The sequence below is a fragment of the Jiella avicenniae genome (assembly GCF_021390325.1).
Lineage (GTDB): Bacteria > Pseudomonadota > Alphaproteobacteria > Rhizobiales > Rhizobiaceae > Jiella > Jiella avicenniae.
In genome coordinates, this window is record NZ_JAJUWU010000028.1 from 1 (window position 1) to 16,535 (window position 16,535).

Sequence of the window (16,535 nt, forward strand, 5' to 3'; positions counted from 1 at the left end):
AATCCTACGACGATATTCTCGATCACACCTGCAGGGCTTGGCGAAAGATCGAAACACAGCCGTGGCGCATCATGTCCATCGGCCTGCGAGAGTGGGCGCATGGGTTCTGATCAATGAGAGTTGGTATAAGCCGATGAAATCGCTTTCTCTCCCACAAAGGGGAGAGAGGGCGCCCTTTCGCCTGCCGCCGCACACGAGATCGGCGCTGCTGACGGCGATGCCCCGATCCGCTGGAGGACGTGCACGGGCGTCAACTCTGCAGGATCCAGCGAGAGGCTGGACGCAGGCGGTTTCTGCTGGCTTTGATGGGCCGAAAGGAGACCGTCCGCTTCTGAGCGGGATCGGCAGAAAGCCGCCACTCGGGTTTCGCCCCTTCGAAGACGCTCAAGTTCGGTGTTGGCGTTCTCGAAAGCAGTCGTTTCTAAGTGGACGCGGCGGCTTCGGCTTCAATTTGTGTAATGAGCAGCACCGCCCGTAGCCGTCGCGGCGCGAATGAAGTCGCCTTGCTTGTCCGAGAGGCCGAACGAAGCGAAGACCGCCTTATCCAAATCCCTCCGATAGACATTGATTTCACGGGCAGCGCGCCGACGCTCTCCCTCGGTCTTCGCCGAAGTTTCGGCGGTCTGTGCGGCCAAGATTTTATCGACAATTCCTGCAATCTTGCTGCTAGCGGGGGGGATCGGAAAATCCTCCAAATGCTTTTTGGTGTACCAAGGATGCAGCTTGTCATAGATGGAATATTTAGTTCGCAGGTACCACGCCCCGAGCGAACTGGCTGTCACACCCAAAACGAACTTCAGTATTTCAATATCATTATTCTTCTCAATCGCGATGTACAGCGACTGGTCAACAGCTGCAGGCTCGATAATGAGAGCTGCTGACAGTATATTTCCAAGCGTCTTCCGGAAAACGATTTTCGGATTTAAGATGTATTTTGGGTTTCGAGGTTCAGCCAGCCATTCGCCATATGAGATATATTTCCCAGAATGACGATACCTACACCAAAGGACATCGCGACCTCGCACTTCAGGGAGATACGTCGAATCCCTTTTGGTGGTAGAATGGTATGACCGTTCGTCTTTATCTCGTTTAGTCTGGGGGCCATGACCAAAAGCCGTTTTACCGTACCCGTCTGTCCGATAAGCGTGGATGCCCCTATTGAGATCGACAATCCGCTTCAGCCTTGGAAAGGTATCGAGGTGGGAGATTATGGCTTCCCCTGTTTTACTGTGACCGGGGTCTAGGATGCCGAGTCTGTTGATGTCTGCTACTGCTAGAGTGTTGACCAATCGTCCATCGGTCGGCGAAGAAAATTCGTAGATCGGTATTTCGGCGCCGGGCTTGCGGTTCTGCGCGACGAACACCGTATTCTCGATGTTTGCAGATCGGAAGACGTTGTACTTGTATACGCATACGCGCTCAAGGTGCCACTCATTGACTAGAGCGGAGCGCATCTTTCCGAAACTGTCAGAATTCAGCCACGAGTCTGGAATGATGTACCCCATAGCGCCCCCTTTGCGCAGAAGCGCGAGGCCACGTTCGATAAAATAAACGTAGAAATCCGTCTGATAGTTGGAGAAGGAATAGTAGGACTGGAAATATGCGCTGTATTCGCTTCCAGCGGAATAGAGGTACGGGGGATTGCCTATGACGCAATCGAATTTCGACCTCCTGAAGAATGGGAATTCGTCGTCCCAGTCAAAAATATTAAGCCGAATTTTATCATCCTCGGTTAGGAGTGATAGCGAATACGATTTGTAAAAATGGGAATCAATGAGAGAGTTTCCGCAACGGATATTTGCCCCGAGGTCGGGCAGAGCTCGCGTCTTGAACAGATCCATCTGTCGAGCAATGGTGTCGGCTTTCTCTCCTTCCAAGACCTTGAGAAGAAGCGACAGTTTTGTGACCTCTACCGCTTGCAAGTCGATGTCTACGCCGAAGATGTGGGTGGTCAAGATGCGCCGACGCTCGGAAATTGTAAGCTGCCATTCGCCGGTTCCGACCGGGTACAGCTTTGGATTTTTTCCACTCGCGCCCTAGCGGGATTGTCCTTGATGTACTGCACCCGATACCAGTCCAACAGATATTGATACGCCTCGATCAGGAAGGATCCCGATCCGCACGCGGGATCGATAATCCGAAGGGGAGCTTGATTGCGCATGCGCTTATCTAGGCCTGATATCTGCAGCGGCGTCTGATCAGCCAGCAGAGGATCCAGTGTATGACGCACTATGTATTTCGATATGTACGCTGGAGTGTAGTACACACCACCAGCTTTCTTAACCTCGGGCTTATCCTCGATGATGGCAGTCCGGCCGGATAGGCGGATGACTTTCCCAAGAAAGCGCTCGTAAATCTGCCCCAGAATGTCGGCGGGCAGAACGGAAAATTCATACGGACTGTCTGGGTAGTATAGGCCTGAAAGAATTGGCTTCAGAACCTTATCGTCAATGGTGAGAGCTAGCGTGAATTCATCGAGCGTTTCGGCAGATCCGTCGCCAGCGCGGAAGTGAAACAGGCCGGAGTTGTATCGGGTATCGGCTTGCTGGAATAAGGCTCCGAGCCGTCCATAGAGTCCCTTCCCTGCTGCGAGCTTCTGGAGCTGACCATAAGGCTCGATGCCGCGATCCTCGGCGATTCGAAGGAAGACGATCCGGTCAATGGTTTTCTGAATCGCAGTGTTTAGCTCTGTGAGCGATAGGTGAGGATTGCGTAGGGCAACGTTCCTCGCGAGAGCGGATCGCCAGCTTTCGATCTCAGCGAGGAAGGCATCGTCTACCTCGGCCGTGCCGCGCTTTCGCTTGTTGTCATCCGCATATTTGTCGAACGAGCCTTTGAGTATCGAGTCGCGTGAAAAGATCGCCGCGATCTCATCCCACTTTTCTACATACTGATCGAAGGTGTAATAGGCGACGCGGGCGACACTCGCCTTGTCACCCTTTTCGGGTTTGACTCGGCAATCGTAAACGGCGAATTCTTCAAAATCGGTCAGAATGGACAGCGGCAACTTTGCGCTCCAAGCATAGCGGCGAAGCTGAAATGCCGGAGATATATCGGACTTAATGTTGACCGAAGGTTTCTTGGCTTCAAGGAAAAACTTCCGGGTGCCGCCTATCCGGAACGCATAGTCTGGGGCTTTTGTATTGCCTCCGATCTTGATGGCGTCCTCATGGACGACATCTTTATACGCTTCCGCCCAACCTTGCTCGTTATCGATGTCCCATCCTAAAGCCTTGCAGAGGGGATCTACAAACTCGCGGCGGAGCTGAGTTTCGTTGTAGGTAGGTGCCTTGTATGCGTCTTTATGTGATTCAAAGCGTTCAACGAGATCGACAATCGTCTTTGGAGCGGGCATCGTTACCTATATAAGGTTATGAGTGAGGCAAAGCAGTTCGATCATATCTGCTTTGGGCTGAAAGACCTAGCCGGACGCGAGGCGATGGCGGCAGCTTCCGCGAGCCTATTTTCCGGAAGCGGGCCGACGGGTTTCCGCCCATCCTGGTCGTTCCAAAATAGCCCTGCGCATCCTTCATAGCAAATGTCCGCTTTCGAGTGGCAGACACGTCTATCAGAATGACCGAGATGGGCGCATAGCCGTCGGTCAGCAAGCCCACGCGCCAACGCCCGCCTTCCGTATTCCCGGCCGCGGTGAGCTACGGCCTCTTCCTTTTCCCCGGCGCGAAGCTGCCGGCCCCGCGCACCACTCACGGCGTATCGATCCCATAGCACCCCCCCTCATCAACCAAACGCACCCTTCCACCCTCCAACAATCCCTGTATACTCGCAGCCATGGAAGACACTTACGCCGTCACCGCCCTGGCCGCCCTCGCCCATGCCGACCGCCTGCGGGCGTTTCGCCTGCTGGTGAAGGCCGGGCCGGGCGGACTGCCGTCGGGGGAGATCGCCGTGCGGCTGACGATCATGCCGACGCGGATGAGTTTTCATCTGGCGGGGCTCGACCGGTCCGGCCTCGTCCATTCCTGGCGCGAGGGCCGGCAGGTCCGCTATGCGGTGCGCTTTACGGCGATGCGGGCGCTGCTGGCCTTTCTGGCGGAGGACTGCTGCGACGGGCATCCGGAGATCTGCGGCCCCGAGATCGGCGAGATGGCCGCCGGCGGCTGCGGGGGCCGCCCGGCGGACGCCGGAACGACGAGCGCGCCGCGCCCCGCAGCGGCGAAGCCGCGACCGGTCGGGGCCAAGCCTTGAGCGGGCCGCCGCCCTTCGATCTGCCCCGCCGGCTCGTCGCCGAGGCGCTCGGCACCGCGCTGCTCGTCGCGACGGTGGTCGGCTCGGGGATCATGGCCGAGCGGCTGACGGACGACACGGCGCTGGCCCTCCTCGGCAACACTTTGCCGACCGGGGCGATCCTCGTCGTCTTGATCACCATTTTCGGGCCGATCTCCGGCGCTCACTTCAACCCGGCGGTGACGCTTGCCGTGTTCCTGCGCGGGGCGACCCGCCGGCGCATCGCCGGCCTCTATGTCGCCGCGCAGATCGCCGGCGGGCTCGCCGGCACGGTCGCCGCCCATCTGATGTTCGATCTTTCGCCGCTGGCGCTCGCCACCCACCCCCGCACCGGGCCGGCGCAATGGGGAGCGGAGGTCCTCGCCACCTTCGGCCTCGTCGGCGTCATCCTCGGCGGTCTGCGCTTCAACGGGCCGGCGATCCCCTGGCTGGTCGGCCTCTACATCAGCGCCGCCTACTGGTTCACCGCCTCGACGAGCTTCGCCAATCCGGCGGTCGCCGTCGCAAGAGCCTTCACCGACACGTTTTCCGGCATCCGGCCGCTCGACGTGCCGGCCTTCATTGTCGCCGAATGCCTTGGCGCGGCCCTCGCCACCGCGCTATTTGGCTGGCTGCTCGATCCCGGCCCGCGGCCGACCCTCCGCGAGGCCCTCAGCGCCGACCGATCCGCCACTCGAAACGAGAGCGCCCGATGACCGTCACGATCTACCACAACCCGCAATGCGGCACCTCGCGCAACACGCTGGCGATGATCCGCCAGTCCGGCGAGGAGCCGCAGGTGATCGAGTATCTGAAGACCCCGCCGAGCCGCGAGACGCTGATCGAACTGCTCGACATGATGGGCATGAAGCCGCGCGATCTCCTGCGCGAAAAGGGCACGCCCTATCACGAGCTCGGCCTCGACGACGACAAGCTCTCGGACGAGGAGCTGCTCCAGGCGATGATGGAGCACCCGATCCTGATCAACCGGCCGATCGTCGTCACCGACAAGGGCGTGCGTCTCTGCCGTCCCTCCGAAAAGGTGCTGGAGATCCTGCCGAACCCCGACATCGGATCCTTCACCAAGGAGGACGGCGAGGTCGTCCCCGCCGCCCACTGACGAACCGGCCCCTGGCCGCTCGCCATCGACGATGAACGAACGTTTGCCCCGGATGCCGCTTTCGGACCTGCCCAATCTCGTCGAGGGCGCCCTCGCGCCCGTCGACCCGGCGCTCTACGGGGCGCCTGGCGATCCGGGCCATGCGCCCCGGATGCTGATCCTCTACGGCTCCCTGCGCGAGCGGTCCTATTCGCGTTTCGCCGCCGAGGAGGCCGGCCGCCTCCTGACCTTCCTCGGCTGCGCGGTGAAGACCTTCGACCCGCGCGGCCTGCCGCTGCCCGATGCCGCCGGGGCCGACGATCCGAAGGTCGCCGAGCTGCGCGATCTCGCGACATGGTCGGAGGGCATGGTCTGGGTCAGCCCCGAGCGGCACGGGGCGATGACCGGCATCATGAAGGCGCAGATCGACTGGATCCCGCTGTCGCAGGGCGCGGTCCGCCCGACCCAGGGCAAGACGCTGGCGGTCATGCAGGTCTGCGGCGGCTCCCAGAGCTTCAACGCGGTCAACCAGCTGCGCATCCTCGGCCGCTGGATGCGGATGGTGACGATCCCCAACCAGTCCTCCGTCGCGAAGGCCTTCGCCGAGTTCGACGAGGCCGGCCGGATGAAGCCGTCGGCCTATTACGCACGCATCGTCGACGTCTGCGAGGAACTCGTCAAATTCACCTACATGACGCGGGGCCGCTCGGCCGCCCTCACCGACCGCTATTCCGAGCGGGTCGAGACCGCGGCGGAATTGTCGAAACGGGTGAACCAGCGGGCGATCTGAGTCGCGCGGACGAGCATCGTCGCCGTTCCCTCCTGCCGATCGGCGGCGACGGCCACTCTTTGCAAACCCGCCAAAGCTGCTATGGCACCCGCGTGACAAAGATCGATCCGTCTCTTCCGCTCCGCAGTGCCGTCTACGGTTCGCCCCCCGCCGATCTCGTGGAGGTGCCGGAGGGCGCCGTGCAGCTCTCCCCGCTGCGCCCCGGCGCCGAGGCGCTGGAGCGCCTGCCCGACGCCGCCTTGGACACGATCGCCGTCGCGGCGCCGCCCGGCGCGATCGAACGGCGCTTCGTCCTCGCCCATGCCCTGCGGGCGCTCGCCGCCGGCGGCGCGCTGACCGTCTCGGCGCCGAAGGCCAAGGGCGGCCAGCGCCTGCGCGCCGAGCTGGAGGCTTTCGGTTGCGACGTCGCCGAGCGCTTCAAGGCCCGGCACCGCATCTGCAGCGTCCGGCGCCCGGACGCCCCGCACGGCCTTGCCGAGGCGATCGCCGAGGGCTCGCCCGTCACGCTGGAGGAGACCGGCCTTCGCTCGCAGCCCGGCATCTTCTCGTGGAACCGCGTCGATCCGGGATCCTCGCTGCTCCGGCGCCATCTGCCGCCCCTTTCGGGACGGGGCGCCGACCTCGGCGCCGGGCTCGGCGTCCTGTCCCTGACCGTGCTGGAATCGCCGAACGTCGAATCTCTGACGCTGGTCGAGATCGATCGCCGCGCCGCCGAGGCGGCGAAGATGAACGTCGCCGATCCGCGGGCGCGCTTCCTGTGGTGCGACGTCCGTCAGGCGGCGCTCACCGATCTCGACTTCGCCGTCTCGAACCCGCCCTTTCACGCCGAGGGGATCGAGGATCGCGGGCTCGGCCAGGCCTTCATCGTCGCCGCCGGCCGGATGCTCCGCCGCTCCGGCACGCTCCATCTCGTCGCCAACCGCCACATGCCCTACGAAGAGGTGCTGCGCGGGACGTTCCGGACCGTGACGACGCTGGCGGACGTGGCCGGCTACAAGATCTTCGAGGCGCGCAAATGAAGACGCCGACCGCCCGTCTCGACAAGCTGCTGGCCAATCTCGGCTACGCCTCCCGGCGCGAGATCCAGCTCCTGGCCAGGAACGGCCACATCCGGCTCGACGGCGCCCCGATCCCCCGCGCCGATACCCGGATCGCGCTGACGCCCGACCTCGAATCCCGACTGGTGGTCGACGGCGAGGCGCTCGATCCGTTGCCGGGCGTCGCCTTGATGGTGAACAAGCCGCTCGGCGTCACCTGCTCGCACAAGGAGGCGGGACCGCTCGTCTACGATCTCCTGCCGGCCCGCTGGCGGCGGCGCGATCCCGCCATCTCGACGGTCGGCCGGCTGGACAAGGAGACCTCCGGCCTGTTGCTGATGACCGACGACGGCGCGCTCCTCCATCGCATCATCTCGCCGAAGCGCCACGTCGCCAAGCGCTACCGCGCCCATCTCGCTCGGCCTTTGACCGGAGCCGAGACCGCGCTCTTCGCCTCCGGCACGCTGATGCTGGAAGGGGAAGACAAGCCGCTCGCTCCTGCGGTGCTCGAGATCCTCGGCCCGCAGGACGCGATCCTTAAGGTCTACGAAGGCCGCTATCATCAGGTCCGCCGGATGTTCGCGGCGGCGGGCAACCATGTCGAGACGCTGCACCGGGAGTCCATCGGCGGCCTCACCCTGCCGTCCGACCTCGAGCCGGGCGCGATCCGCCGCCTCGGCGAGGCCGATCTCGCCGCGATCTTCGCCGAGGCGGGCAGCGGCGGCTGACGGCAGGCGACCGGGGCACAGCGCCCTCTTCCGGACGGCACGACCGAGATCCCGGCCCACCTTGCCGGTCCTCACGCGCCCGGCCGGGCAGACGGCTTCGCCCTCATGGCCGCCGCGATGCGACCATGGGGCAGAGTCGCGGTGGTTTGACCATGGGTTCCCACCCTATATCATCACCATTGGTTGCGTTTCGTGGAAACAGCGTGGGAGGAGCGTTCGATGAGCGTCGCATTCGTCAAGGAACCGAACGAGGATCAGGTCGAAGGGCTGCCGGAGCGCGACCTCGGGACGGACCCGAACTTCGTCACGAAACGCGGCCTCGAAATGCTCGACGCGGAGATCGCCAAAGCCGAAGCTTCGCTCGAAGAGGCGCGGACGGCGAACGACAAGATCGCCCTCGCGATGATCAACCGCGACCTCAGATACTGGCGCGCCCGCCGCTCCACCGCCCAGCTCACCGTTCCCCAGGCGGGCAGCGAGGTCGTCCAGTTCGGCGACCGCGTCGAGATCAGGCGCCCGAACGGAAAGGTTCAGAGCTACCGGATCGTCGGGATCGACGAGGCGGACCCTGAAGAGGGCCTGATCTCCTACCTGTCGCCTCTCGCCCGCCAGCTCGTCGGCAAGGAGGAAGGAGACACCGTCCGGGCCGGTGCCACCGAGGCGGAGATCGTGTCGATCGGCTGAGGGGACGTGATCGCGGCGCCCCTGCCGCTCACCCGCGCGCCTTGTATGTGTGCTCCTGCGCGGGAAACTGCCGCGCGCGCACCTCGCCGGCATAGACCGCGACCGCCTCGCTCACCGCCTTGCCGATCTCGCCATAGCGCTTGACGAATTTGGGCACGCGTTCCGTCAGCCCCAGCATGTCGTTGAGGACGAGGATCTGCCCGTCGCAGGCCGAAGACGCGCCGATGCCGATCGTCGGGATCCCCACCTTCCGGGTGATCTCCTCGGCAAGCGGCTCCACCACGCCCTCGATCACGACCGAAAAGGCCCCCGCATCGGCCACGGCAACGGCATCGCCGAGAATTTTCTCCCGCGCCGCCTCGTCGTGGCCCTGGCTGCGGAAGCCGCCGAGCGCGTTGACCGCCTGGGGCGTGAGGCCGACATGGGCCATCACCGGAATGCCGCGCGCGACGAGGAAGGAGATCGTCGGCGCCATATGCGCCCCGCCCTCCAGCTTCACCGCTCCGCAGCCGGTCTCGGCCATCACCCGCGCGGCAGACCGGAACGCGTCTTCCGGCGAGGCTTCATAGGCGCCGAAGGGCAGATCGACGACGATCAGCGCCTCGGCCGTCGAGCGCACCACCGCCCTGCCATGGGCGATCATCAGATCGAGGCCGACGGCAAGCGTCGAATCCATGCCATGCTCGACCATGCCGAGGCTGTCGCCGACGAGGATGAAGTCGACCAGCGGATCGACGAGCGGTGCCAAGGCGGCATTGTAGGCCGTCAGCGAAACGATGGGCTCTCCGCCTTTTCGTGCCTGGATCTGCGGCGCCGTACGGCGCTTCGCCTGCTTTTGCGCGCTCATCGCCCGCCTCCCCTTGCCATTTGTCCTTCAGGCCGGCCGCGCCTCGCGCTGGTCGATCAGGAGCACCGGCCCGACCTCGGCCGTGACGAGCAGCACGACCGGGCGGTCGATCCTGTCGACCGTACCGAGATCGCGCGCATCGACGATGTCGAGCGAGCGCAGCGTGACGCCCTTCTCGGCGACGATCCTCGCCGTCATCGCCGCCAGCACGCCCGCCGCATCGCCCTCGCCCGCCGCGATCGTCGCCGCACCCTCGGACAGCGCCCGCGAGAGCACCTGCGCCGCCTTTCGGTCGTCGGGCGAGAGCCGGACGTTGCGCGACGACATCGCCAGCCCGTCCTCTTCGCGCACCGTCGGCACCCCGACGATCTCCACCGGGAAATTCAGATCATCGACCATGCGGCGGATGACGGTGAGCTGCTGGAAGTCCTTCTCGCCGAAATAGGCCCGCGTCGGCTGGGCGACGTTGAAGAGCTTGGCGACCACCGTCGCGACACCGCTGAAATGACCGGGCCGCACCGTGCCGATCAGGATGTCCCCGAGCGGCTTCAGCGAAATCGTCGTCTGCAGCGGCTGCGGATACATCGCCTCGACGGCGGGCGTGAACACCGCATCGACCCCCGCCTCGGCGAGAAGCGCGAGATCGCGCTCCATGTCGCGCGGATAGGTCGAGAAATCCTCAGACGGGCCGAACTGCGTCGGATTGACGAAGATCGAGACGACGGTGACGTCGTTGTCCGCCCGCGCCCGCCGCACCAGTTCGAGATGTCCCGCATGCAGGAAGCCCATCGTAGGGACGAGGCCGATGGTCCGTCCCGTCTGCCGTGCCCGCCCCAGCGCTGCCCGCAGCGCATCGATCGTGTCGTATCGTTTCACGGGCCTTCGTCCGTTTGATCGTCGGGAACGCCTTCTATCGGCTCGCGCGGCAGAGCGGAAGGGCAAAGCCCGTCGCGCGGGCTTCGAGCCGGCCGGCCGATCCATCGCATTCGCTGATGACACCCATTGCAATTGCGCGTTTGCCCCCGGGCGGTCGGCAGGTACAATCCCGGCCTCTTCAGGTCCGTCTCGAGGAATACCGTCATGACCGCCGTTCCCGGCCGAGATCGGCCCGACAATACCGCCCTCGTCGCCATCGCCGCCGGTTGCGTGATCGCGCTCCTGACCTTCGGCCCACGCTCGGCCATCGGCTTCTTCCAGTTGCCGATGCTCACCGACACCGGCTGGAGCCGCGACGAGTTCGCCATCGCCATCGCCATCCAGAATCTGTGCTGGGGTGCCGGCCAGCCGCTGTTCGGCGCCATCGCCGACAAGTGGGGCACCGCCCGCGTGCTGATCCTCTCCGGCCTCCTCTATGCGAGCGGCCTGGCGCTGACGGCCGTCGCGCCATCGCCCATTTTCCTGACCATCGGCTCCGGCGTTCTCGTCGGCCTCGGCGTCGCCTCCGGCTCCTTCGGCATCGTCCTCGCCGCCTTCGCCAGACGGGTCAGCGCCGAGCAGCGCTCCTTCGTCTTCGGGCTCGGCACGGCGGCGGGCTCGGCCGGCATGTTCCTCTTCGCCCCGCTGTCCCAGGCGCTGATCGACAGCTACGGCTGGTCCGACGCGCTGCTCGTCCTTTCCGCCGTCATGCTCCTCGTCCCGCTGCTGTCCTTTGCGCTGCGCGGCAACGGCCAGATCCGGCGCGACCTCAAGCCCGAGATCGAGCAGACCATGGGCGCGGCCCTGCGCGAAGCCTTCGCGACACGGAGCTTCGTCCTCCTCACCTCGGGCTTCTTCGTCTGCGGCTTTCAGGTGGCCTTCATCACGGCGCATTTCCCGGCCTTCCTCGCCGATGTCGGCATCGCGCCGCAATGGGCGGTCGTCTCGATGGCGCTGATCGGCTTCTGCAACATCATCGGCTCGATCTCCTCGGGCATCATCGGCCAGCGCGTGTCGAAACCGCATTTCCTCGCCTGGATCTATATCGGCCGCTCGATCGTCGTGACGGTCTTCTTGCTGACGCCGATCACGCCGGCGACGGTCGTCGTCTTCGCCGTCGTCATGGGCCTTTTGTGGCTCTCGACCGTGCCGCCGACCAACGCCCTCGTCGCCATCATGTTCGGCACGAAATATCTCGGCCTGCTCGGCGGCCTGGTGTTCTTCTCCCACCAGATCGGCTCGTTCCTGGGCGTCTGGCTCGGCGGCTATCTCTACGAGATCTACGGCTCCTACGACGTGGTCTGGTGGCTCGGCGTCGTCCTCGGGCTTTTCGCGGCGGTCATGCACTGGCCGATCCGCGAGAGCGCGGTGGAGCGGCCGGCGCTGGCGGTGTGATACGGAAAGACGGGCATAGGTGGACAACAGCACCGACGTATCTTAGCATGATACTATGCTGGTGTTGCCGTGATCCGTTCCTGGAAAGGCCGCACGATCGAACTGTTGGCAGCAGGTCGATCGGTGAAGGGTTTTCCGGCAGATCTCATACGGCCCGCCCAACGTAAACTCCGCTACCTGGCAGATGCGGGACGGCTCAGCGATCTGGCCTCACCTCCTGGGAACCGCTTGGAGGCTCCGAAGGGTGATCGCAGCGGGCAGTATTCCATCCGCATCAACGATCAGTGGCGCATATGCTTTCGCTGGACCGACGAGGGAGCGGAAGACATTGAGATCGTCGACTATCATTGATGGAATGGCTGCCTGAACGAGATCGAGCCCGTGCAATGGATCTGAAACTACCCCTTATCCACCCCGGCGAAATTCTGCGCGAGGATTTTCTGGTGCCGCTCGCAATGACCCCGTACGGGCTGGCGAAGGCACTTCACGTTCCGCGAACCCGGATCGAGCGGCTCGCTCGCGAGGAGACGCCGGTCACCGTTGATACTGCCTTGCGACTGGCGCGCTATTTCGGCACGACGCCGGAACTATGGCTGAACCTGCAGAGGTCATACGACCTGAAACTGGAAACCGATTGCAAGCACGACGAGATCGCGGCGATCATTCCTCGGCGGACAGATTCGGCAGCGGCCTGAGGCCGTCCTTCGCCAGCGCAGCGAGCAGTCCGTGCCGCGCTTCGGGCTCCTTGATGCCGCGCGGGCCGAAGACGTTGCGGGCAAGGAAGTAGCCGGTCAGGCGAAACGCCTCCCGCAGCTCGTCCGCCCCCTCCGGACCGCCCTCCTCCACCAGAAACGCCGGCAAGGCGAGCAGCTTGTCGTGCCAGGGGGCGCCGGCTTCGCGGCTGACCGCGCGGCCGGTCTTCGGCGAGACATAGACGAGATCGTGCGTCTGGCCGGTCGCGGCGCATTGCGAGAGGTCGAGCCCGAAGCCCAGTTCCTCGAGCAAGGCGATCTCGAAGCGCAGCATCAGAGCCGCGACGGTCTGCGGCTCGGTCAGATGTTCGATGAGGACGGCCAGACCGTCGTAGAGCCGCGGATGCGGATCGCGCTCGGGAAGGAGCCTGATATGGGCCGCCGCAAGCTGCACGGCATTCAGCGCCGCTGCGCTTTCGATCAGCGACGCGGCGCGAAGCGTCAAAGGTTCGAGGATGAAGGTGCCCATGTGCTCGTCGAGCCGCGCCCGCCAATGCGCCTCGACGGTGTTTCCCGGCTGCAGCACCGGCTGCTGGCGCCGCGAGCGCCCGCCCCTGACGATGCCGAGATGCCGCCCGCGCGACCTGGTCATCACCTCGGCGATGACGCTCGTCTCGCCATGGCGCCGGACGCCGAGCACGATCGCCTCCTCACGCCATTCCATCGCCGCATCCAGTCGACTTCAAAAGCACCGCTCGGAACAAAGGCGCGCCGCCGCATGAAGGACAGGCCCGCCGGTCGGCGGTCAGCTCGAATAATCGAGCCCCATCTCCCGGTAGCGCTCGGGATCGTCGCCCCAGTTCTCGCGCACCTTCACGAACAGGAACAGGTGCACCTTCTGGTCGGCCGCCTCGGTGATCTCCTTGCGGGCGGCTTCGCCGATCGCCTTGATCGTCTCGCCCTTGTGGCCGATGACGATGCGCTTCTGGCTGTCGCGCTCGACATAGATGGTCTGTTCGAGCCGCACCGAGCCGTCGGGCCGGGTCTCCCACAGCTCGGTCTCGACGTGGCTGGCATAGGGCAGTTCCTGATGCAGCCTGAGATAGAGCTTTTCGCGGGTGATCTCGGCGGCGAGCTGGCGCAGCGGCAGGTCGGAGACCTGATCTTCGGGATAATACCAGGGCCCCTCCGGCAGCGCTTTGGCGAGCCAGTCCATCAGGTCGCCGCAGCCCGAGCCGTCGAGCGCCGAGATCATGAAGACCCGGTCGAACGCGACCCTGTCGGTGAGTTCCTTCGTCAGGCCCAACAGCTTCTCGCGCTGGATCCGGTCGACCTTGTTGAGAAGCAGCGCCTTGGTCACCGGCCGGTCCTTCAGCCGGTCGAGGATCTCTCCGACGTCCTCGCTGATGCCCCGCTCGGAATCGACGATGGCAAGGACGACGTCGGCGTCCCTCGCCCCCGACCAGGCGGTCTTCACCATCGCCCGGTCGAGCCGCCGCTTCGGCTTGAAGACGCCCGGCGTGTCGACGAAGACGATCTGGGCGCCGTCATGCATGGCGATGCCGCGCACCAGCGCCCGCGTCGTCTGGACCTTGTGGGTGACGATCGTCACCTTGGTGCCGACCAGCCGGTTGACGAGGGTCGACTTGCCGGCGTTCGGCGCGCCGAGCAGCGCGACGAAGCCCGAGCGGCGGGCGGGCCCGGTGCCGCCCGTGCCTTCGCCGCTCGCGGGCGCTGCGCCCGCCGCCTGCGGCTGGTCCGGCCCGATCTCGTCCTCGCGCGTCGTCTCGTCGCTCAATCCCGGTCCTTCCAGATACCTTCGCGCCGCAACACGGCTGCGGCGGCTTCCTGCTCGGCGATCCGCTTCGAGCGGCCCTGCCCTTCGGCCGGCTCGACGCCCTCGACGGCGACCCGGATGGTGAAGACCGGCTCGTGGTCGGGCCCCGACCGGTCGATCGTCTCGTAACGCGGCGCCGCCGGGCCGCGCTGGTGCGCCCATTCCTGCAGCGCCGTCTTCGGATCGCGCCTGGCGACGACGTCGGCGTCGAGCCGCTCGCCCCAGTGGCGGGTGACGAAGTCGCGCGCCGTCTCCAGCCCTTCGCCGAGATAGATGGCGGCGATCAGCGACTCGACGAGGTCGGCGCGGATGTTCCTGGTGCGCTCGCCCTTCAGCTTCTTCAGGTCGGAGCCCTGCCGGACATAGTCGAACAGGCCGATCTCGTCGGCGATCTCGGCGCAGGCGTCGGCGCTGACCAGCGCGTTGAGCCGCAGCGACAGTTCGCCCTCGTCGGCATCCGGAAACTGCCCGAACAGCCGCTCGGCGATGACGAGGCCGAGCACCCGGTCGCCGAGAAATTCCAGCCGCTCGTAGCTCTTGGCGCCGCCTTCGCTCGACAGGCTCGAATGGGTCAGGGCGCGCTCGAAGCGCTCCTTGTCGCGGATCGGGACGCCGATCCGCTGCTCGAGCTCGTCGAGAGACCTTTCGCGCTTTACCCGAGCCATGTGAAGAAGCGGCTCGGCCGCAGATCGCTCGGCCACTGCCAGACTTCGAGCGGCGAGACGTCGTCCTTGATCGAGAAGAAGATGACCCGCGCCTTGCCGACGAAGTTCTCGAACGGCACGTAGCCGACGTCGAAACGGCTGTCGAGGGAGTTGTCGCGGTTGTCGCCCATCATGAAGTAATGGTCCGGCGGCACGACGAATTCGCGGGTGTTGTCGCCGGGCGAATTCGGCGACAGGTCGAGGGTGACGTAGGAGACGCCGTTGGGCAGGGTCTCGCGATACTGCTCGGCCGTCGCGCCGTCGTCGAAGGTGAACTCGCCGGCCGGCTCGCGCGGAACCGCCTTGCCGTTCAGATAGAGGATGCCCTCGCGCACCTGGACGTGATCGCCGGGCAGGCCGATCAGGCGCTTGATGTAGTCGACGTCCTCCTCGTGCGGCTTGCGGAAGACGACGACGTCGCCGCGGCTCGGCTCGAAGGACATCACCCGCCCGTCGAAGACGTCCGGCGAGAACGGGAACGAATATTTCGAGAAGCCGTAGCTCCACTTGGAAACGAACAGGTAGTCGCCGACGAGAAGCGTCGGCATCATCGATCCGGACGGGATGGAGAAGGGCTGGAACAGGAAGGTGCGGATGACCAAAGCGAGGACGAGCGCCTGGATGATGACCTTGACGGTCTCGCCGAAGCCGCCCTTGTCCGTCCGTTCGGCCTGGTCGACCATCGCACTCTCTTCTTGCCTGTTCACCGTCGCGCGGCCCGGCCGCAGAGCGCCTTCTAACCACTTGGCGGGCGGGCCGCAACGGCGGCGGGATTAAACTTTGTCCGGCCCGGAAGCGGTGCGTCCACCGACGCCTCGCGGCTGTTGCCTGCGCTGTGCGGCCAGGCGCTCGACCAGCACCTTGCCGGCCTGGTCGACGGGCTTGCGTCCCGCCGCGATCTGCCGCCTGCGGTGGGCCTGAAAGCTCGTCACCGCCGAGCGCACGAGGACGTAGGACAAGGCTCCGGCGACGAGACCGAGCGGGATCGAGCCGATCAGCATCGGCTTCACCACCGGATCCCAGATCGCCAGGAGATTGGATGGCGAGAGCGAGGATTCCAGCGTGTCGGGATGCGGCGCGTTGGCCGGTGCCCCTGCCGTGACGAACCGCCCGATTTCATAGGTCGAGGCCCAGATGAACGGGAACGTCGCCGGATTGCCGACGGCCGTGCCGAGCGCCGCCGCCGCCATGTTGCCGGCGACGAGATAGGCGATCGCAAAGGCCAGGAGGAAATGGAAGCCGATGAACGGCGTGAAGGAGGCGATGACCCCCGCGGCAAAGCCCGCGGCGACCGCATGCGGCGCGGCATCGAGCCGGATCACCCGCTTGACGAAATAGCGATAGGAGCGCCGGAACGACCGGCGCGGCCAGAGAAAAGTGCGAAATCGCGCCCAACGGCCCTCGGGCACGCGCCGCCGGAACAACATGGTTCGACAACTCCGAAAGAATGGGAGGGACGGCGAATTCGCCGTGATCTCGCGTCGACGTGATGCAATGCCGGCCGCCAGCGACCCCCGGCTGCCTTAAGCCAGCGCTTTGCGGCGAAAATTTCCCCGCCCCTGGACGGGCGTTCACGATCTTGT

The 16,535-nt window shown here is 64.9% G+C and carries 19 protein-coding genes; 10 read left to right on the top strand and 9 right to left on the bottom strand.

Annotated features, from left to right (window positions below):
* Nucleotides 1-446: 446 nt before the first annotated feature.
* Together LZD57_RS22205 and LZD57_RS22210 are read right to left on the bottom strand one after the other, a co-directional pair.
* On the bottom strand, nt 447-1,955 hold the full coding sequence (locus LZD57_RS22205) for an Eco57I restriction-modification methylase domain-containing protein (protein ID WP_233721777.1): 1,509 nt from the start codon (nt 1,953-1,955) through the stop codon (nt 447-449).
* The gene (locus LZD57_RS22210) at nt 1,952-3,355 is read right to left on the bottom strand and encodes a type I restriction enzyme HsdR N-terminal domain-containing protein (protein WP_233721778.1); all 1,404 of its coding nucleotides are present in this window, start codon (nt 3,353-3,355) and stop codon (nt 1,952-1,954) included. The genes LZD57_RS22205 and LZD57_RS22210 overlap by 4 nt, the downstream gene beginning before the upstream one ends.
* A 434-nt stretch (nt 3,356-3,789) precedes the next feature.
* Between LZD57_RS22210 and LZD57_RS22215 the strand changes: the two genes are divergently transcribed.
* From LZD57_RS22215 to LZD57_RS22245, 7 genes are all read left to right on the top strand, one after another.
* Entirely contained in the window at nt 3,790-4,206 is a 417-nt protein-coding gene (locus tag LZD57_RS22215; protein WP_233721779.1) for an ArsR/SmtB family transcription factor, read from the top strand.
* Nucleotides 4,203-4,940 carry an MIP/aquaporin family protein gene (locus LZD57_RS22220; protein WP_233721780.1) on the top strand — a complete coding sequence of 246 codons (738 nt, stop codon included), beginning with the start codon at nt 4,203-4,205 and terminating at the stop codon, nt 4,938-4,940. Before LZD57_RS22215 ends, LZD57_RS22220 begins: the two co-directional genes overlap by 4 nt.
* On the top strand, nt 4,937-5,344 hold the full coding sequence (arsC, locus tag LZD57_RS22225; protein ID WP_233721781.1) for an arsenate reductase (glutaredoxin): 408 nt from the start codon (nt 4,937-4,939) through the stop codon (nt 5,342-5,344). Before LZD57_RS22220 ends, arsC begins: the two co-directional genes overlap by 4 nt.
* A gap of 52 nt (nt 5,345-5,396) precedes the next feature.
* Nucleotides 5,397-6,113, top strand: coding sequence for an arsenical resistance protein ArsH (gene arsH / locus LZD57_RS22230; protein ID WP_233721782.1), 717 nt, complete (start codon nt 5,397-5,399; stop codon nt 6,111-6,113).
* Between the two features lie 92 nt (nt 6,114-6,205).
* Nucleotides 6,206-7,132: a class I SAM-dependent methyltransferase gene (locus tag LZD57_RS22235; RefSeq protein WP_233721783.1), complete on the top strand. Its 927-nt coding sequence runs from the start codon at nt 6,206-6,208 to the stop codon at nt 7,130-7,132.
* Entirely contained in the window at nt 7,129-7,878 is a 750-nt protein-coding gene (locus tag LZD57_RS22240) for a pseudouridine synthase (protein ID WP_233721784.1), read from the top strand. The genes LZD57_RS22235 and LZD57_RS22240 overlap by 4 nt, the downstream gene beginning before the upstream one ends.
* Nucleotides 7,879-8,097: 219 nt before the next feature.
* Nucleotides 8,098-8,562 carry a GreA/GreB family elongation factor gene (locus LZD57_RS22245; RefSeq protein WP_233721785.1) on the top strand — a complete coding sequence of 155 codons (465 nt, stop codon included), beginning with the start codon at nt 8,098-8,100 and terminating at the stop codon, nt 8,560-8,562.
* A gap of 28 nt (nt 8,563-8,590) precedes the next feature.
* On the opposite strand, the gene panB is transcribed toward LZD57_RS22245, so the two are convergent.
* Both panB and panC read right to left on the bottom strand, forming a co-directional pair.
* A complete protein-coding gene (panB, locus tag LZD57_RS22250; protein ID WP_233721786.1) occupies nt 8,591-9,409 on the bottom strand; it encodes a 3-methyl-2-oxobutanoate hydroxymethyltransferase in 819 nt (272 codons plus the stop codon).
* A gap of 27 nt (nt 9,410-9,436) precedes the next feature.
* A complete protein-coding gene (gene panC / locus LZD57_RS22255; protein WP_233721787.1) occupies nt 9,437-10,285 on the bottom strand; it encodes a pantoate--beta-alanine ligase in 849 nt (282 codons plus the stop codon).
* A 204-nt stretch (nt 10,286-10,489) separates the two neighbouring features.
* Here panC and LZD57_RS22260 point away from each other — a divergent pair, with 204 nt between their 5' ends.
* The 3 genes from LZD57_RS22260 (at nt 10,490) to LZD57_RS22270 (ending at nt 12,414) form a co-directional block, all read left to right on the top strand.
* Nucleotides 10,490-11,719 (top strand): MFS transporter, encoded by a 1,230-nt coding sequence (locus LZD57_RS22260; protein ID WP_233721788.1) that lies wholly within the window; start codon nt 10,490-10,492, stop codon nt 11,717-11,719.
* A gap of 69 nt (nt 11,720-11,788) precedes the next feature.
* Nucleotides 11,789-12,070 carry a type II toxin-antitoxin system RelE/ParE family toxin gene (locus tag LZD57_RS22265; RefSeq protein WP_233721789.1) on the top strand — a complete coding sequence of 94 codons (282 nt, stop codon included), beginning with the start codon at nt 11,789-11,791 and terminating at the stop codon, nt 12,068-12,070.
* Nucleotides 12,071-12,105: 35 nt separating this feature from the next.
* Nucleotides 12,106-12,414 carry a HigA family addiction module antitoxin gene (locus LZD57_RS22270; RefSeq protein WP_233721790.1) on the top strand — a complete coding sequence of 103 codons (309 nt, stop codon included), beginning with the start codon at nt 12,106-12,108 and terminating at the stop codon, nt 12,412-12,414.
* Here LZD57_RS22270 and recO read toward each other — a convergent pair.
* The 5 genes from recO to LZD57_RS22295 all read right to left on the bottom strand — a co-directional run bounded on the left by recO (nt 12,380) and on the right by LZD57_RS22295 (nt 16,379).
* Nucleotides 12,380-13,135 carry a DNA repair protein RecO gene (recO, locus tag LZD57_RS22275; protein WP_233721791.1) on the bottom strand — a complete coding sequence of 252 codons (756 nt, stop codon included), beginning with the start codon at nt 13,133-13,135 and terminating at the stop codon, nt 12,380-12,382. The genes LZD57_RS22270 and recO overlap by 35 nt on opposite strands.
* Before the next feature lie 81 nt (nt 13,136-13,216).
* Nucleotides 13,217-14,209 carry a GTPase Era gene (gene era / locus LZD57_RS22280; protein ID WP_255700111.1) on the bottom strand — a complete coding sequence of 331 codons (993 nt, stop codon included), beginning with the start codon at nt 14,207-14,209 and terminating at the stop codon, nt 13,217-13,219.
* On the bottom strand, nt 14,206-14,913 hold the full coding sequence (gene rnc, locus LZD57_RS22285) for a ribonuclease III (protein ID WP_233721792.1): 708 nt from the start codon (nt 14,911-14,913) through the stop codon (nt 14,206-14,208). Before rnc ends, era begins: the two co-directional genes overlap by 4 nt.
* Nucleotides 14,901-15,635, bottom strand: coding sequence for a signal peptidase I (gene lepB, locus LZD57_RS22290; RefSeq protein ID WP_233721793.1), 735 nt, complete (start codon nt 15,633-15,635; stop codon nt 14,901-14,903). The genes rnc and lepB overlap by 13 nt, the downstream gene beginning before the upstream one ends.
* 90 nt (nt 15,636-15,725) lie before the next feature.
* Nucleotides 15,726-16,379 carry a DUF2062 domain-containing protein gene (locus LZD57_RS22295; RefSeq protein ID WP_233721794.1) on the bottom strand — a complete coding sequence of 218 codons (654 nt, stop codon included), beginning with the start codon at nt 16,377-16,379 and terminating at the stop codon, nt 15,726-15,728.
* Nucleotides 16,380-16,535: the final 156 nt, after the last annotated feature.

Bases quoted from the DNA above. Each gene is read 5' to 3' on its own strand.
- LZD57_RS22240 (WP_233721784.1), top strand. From the start codon at position 7,129: ATGAAGACGCCGACCGCCCGTCTCGACAAGCTGCTGGCCAATCTCGGC.
- LZD57_RS22260 (WP_233721788.1), top strand. From the start codon at position 10,490: ATGACCGCCGTTCCCGGCCGAGATCGGCCCGACAATACCGCCCTCGTC.
- LZD57_RS22215 (WP_233721779.1), top strand. From the start codon at position 3,790: ATGGAAGACACTTACGCCGTCACCGCCCTGGCCGCCCTCGCCCATGCC.
- panB (WP_233721786.1), bottom strand. From the start codon at position 9,409: ATGAGCGCGCAAAAGCAGGCGAAGCGCCGTACGGCGCCGCAGATCCAG.
- arsH (WP_233721782.1), top strand. From the start codon at position 5,397: ATGCCGCTTTCGGACCTGCCCAATCTCGTCGAGGGCGCCCTCGCGCCC.
- LZD57_RS22270 (WP_233721790.1), top strand. From the start codon at position 12,106: ATGGATCTGAAACTACCCCTTATCCACCCCGGCGAAATTCTGCGCGAG.
- lepB (WP_233721793.1), bottom strand. From the start codon at position 15,635: ATGGTCGACCAGGCCGAACGGACGGACAAGGGCGGCTTCGGCGAGACC.
- arsC (WP_233721781.1), top strand. From the start codon at position 4,937: ATGACCGTCACGATCTACCACAACCCGCAATGCGGCACCTCGCGCAAC.
- LZD57_RS22295 (WP_233721794.1), bottom strand. From the start codon at position 16,379: ATGTTGTTCCGGCGGCGCGTGCCCGAGGGCCGTTGGGCGCGATTTCGC.
- LZD57_RS22245 (WP_233721785.1), top strand. From the start codon at position 8,098: ATGAGCGTCGCATTCGTCAAGGAACCGAACGAGGATCAGGTCGAAGGG.
- rnc (WP_233721792.1), bottom strand. From the start codon at position 14,913: ATGGCTCGGGTAAAGCGCGAAAGGTCTCTCGACGAGCTCGAGCAGCGG.
- recO (WP_233721791.1), bottom strand. From the start codon at position 13,135: ATGGAATGGCGTGAGGAGGCGATCGTGCTCGGCGTCCGGCGCCATGGC.
- LZD57_RS22210 (WP_233721778.1), bottom strand. From the start codon at position 3,355: ATGCCCGCTCCAAAGACGATTGTCGATCTCGTTGAACGCTTTGAATCA.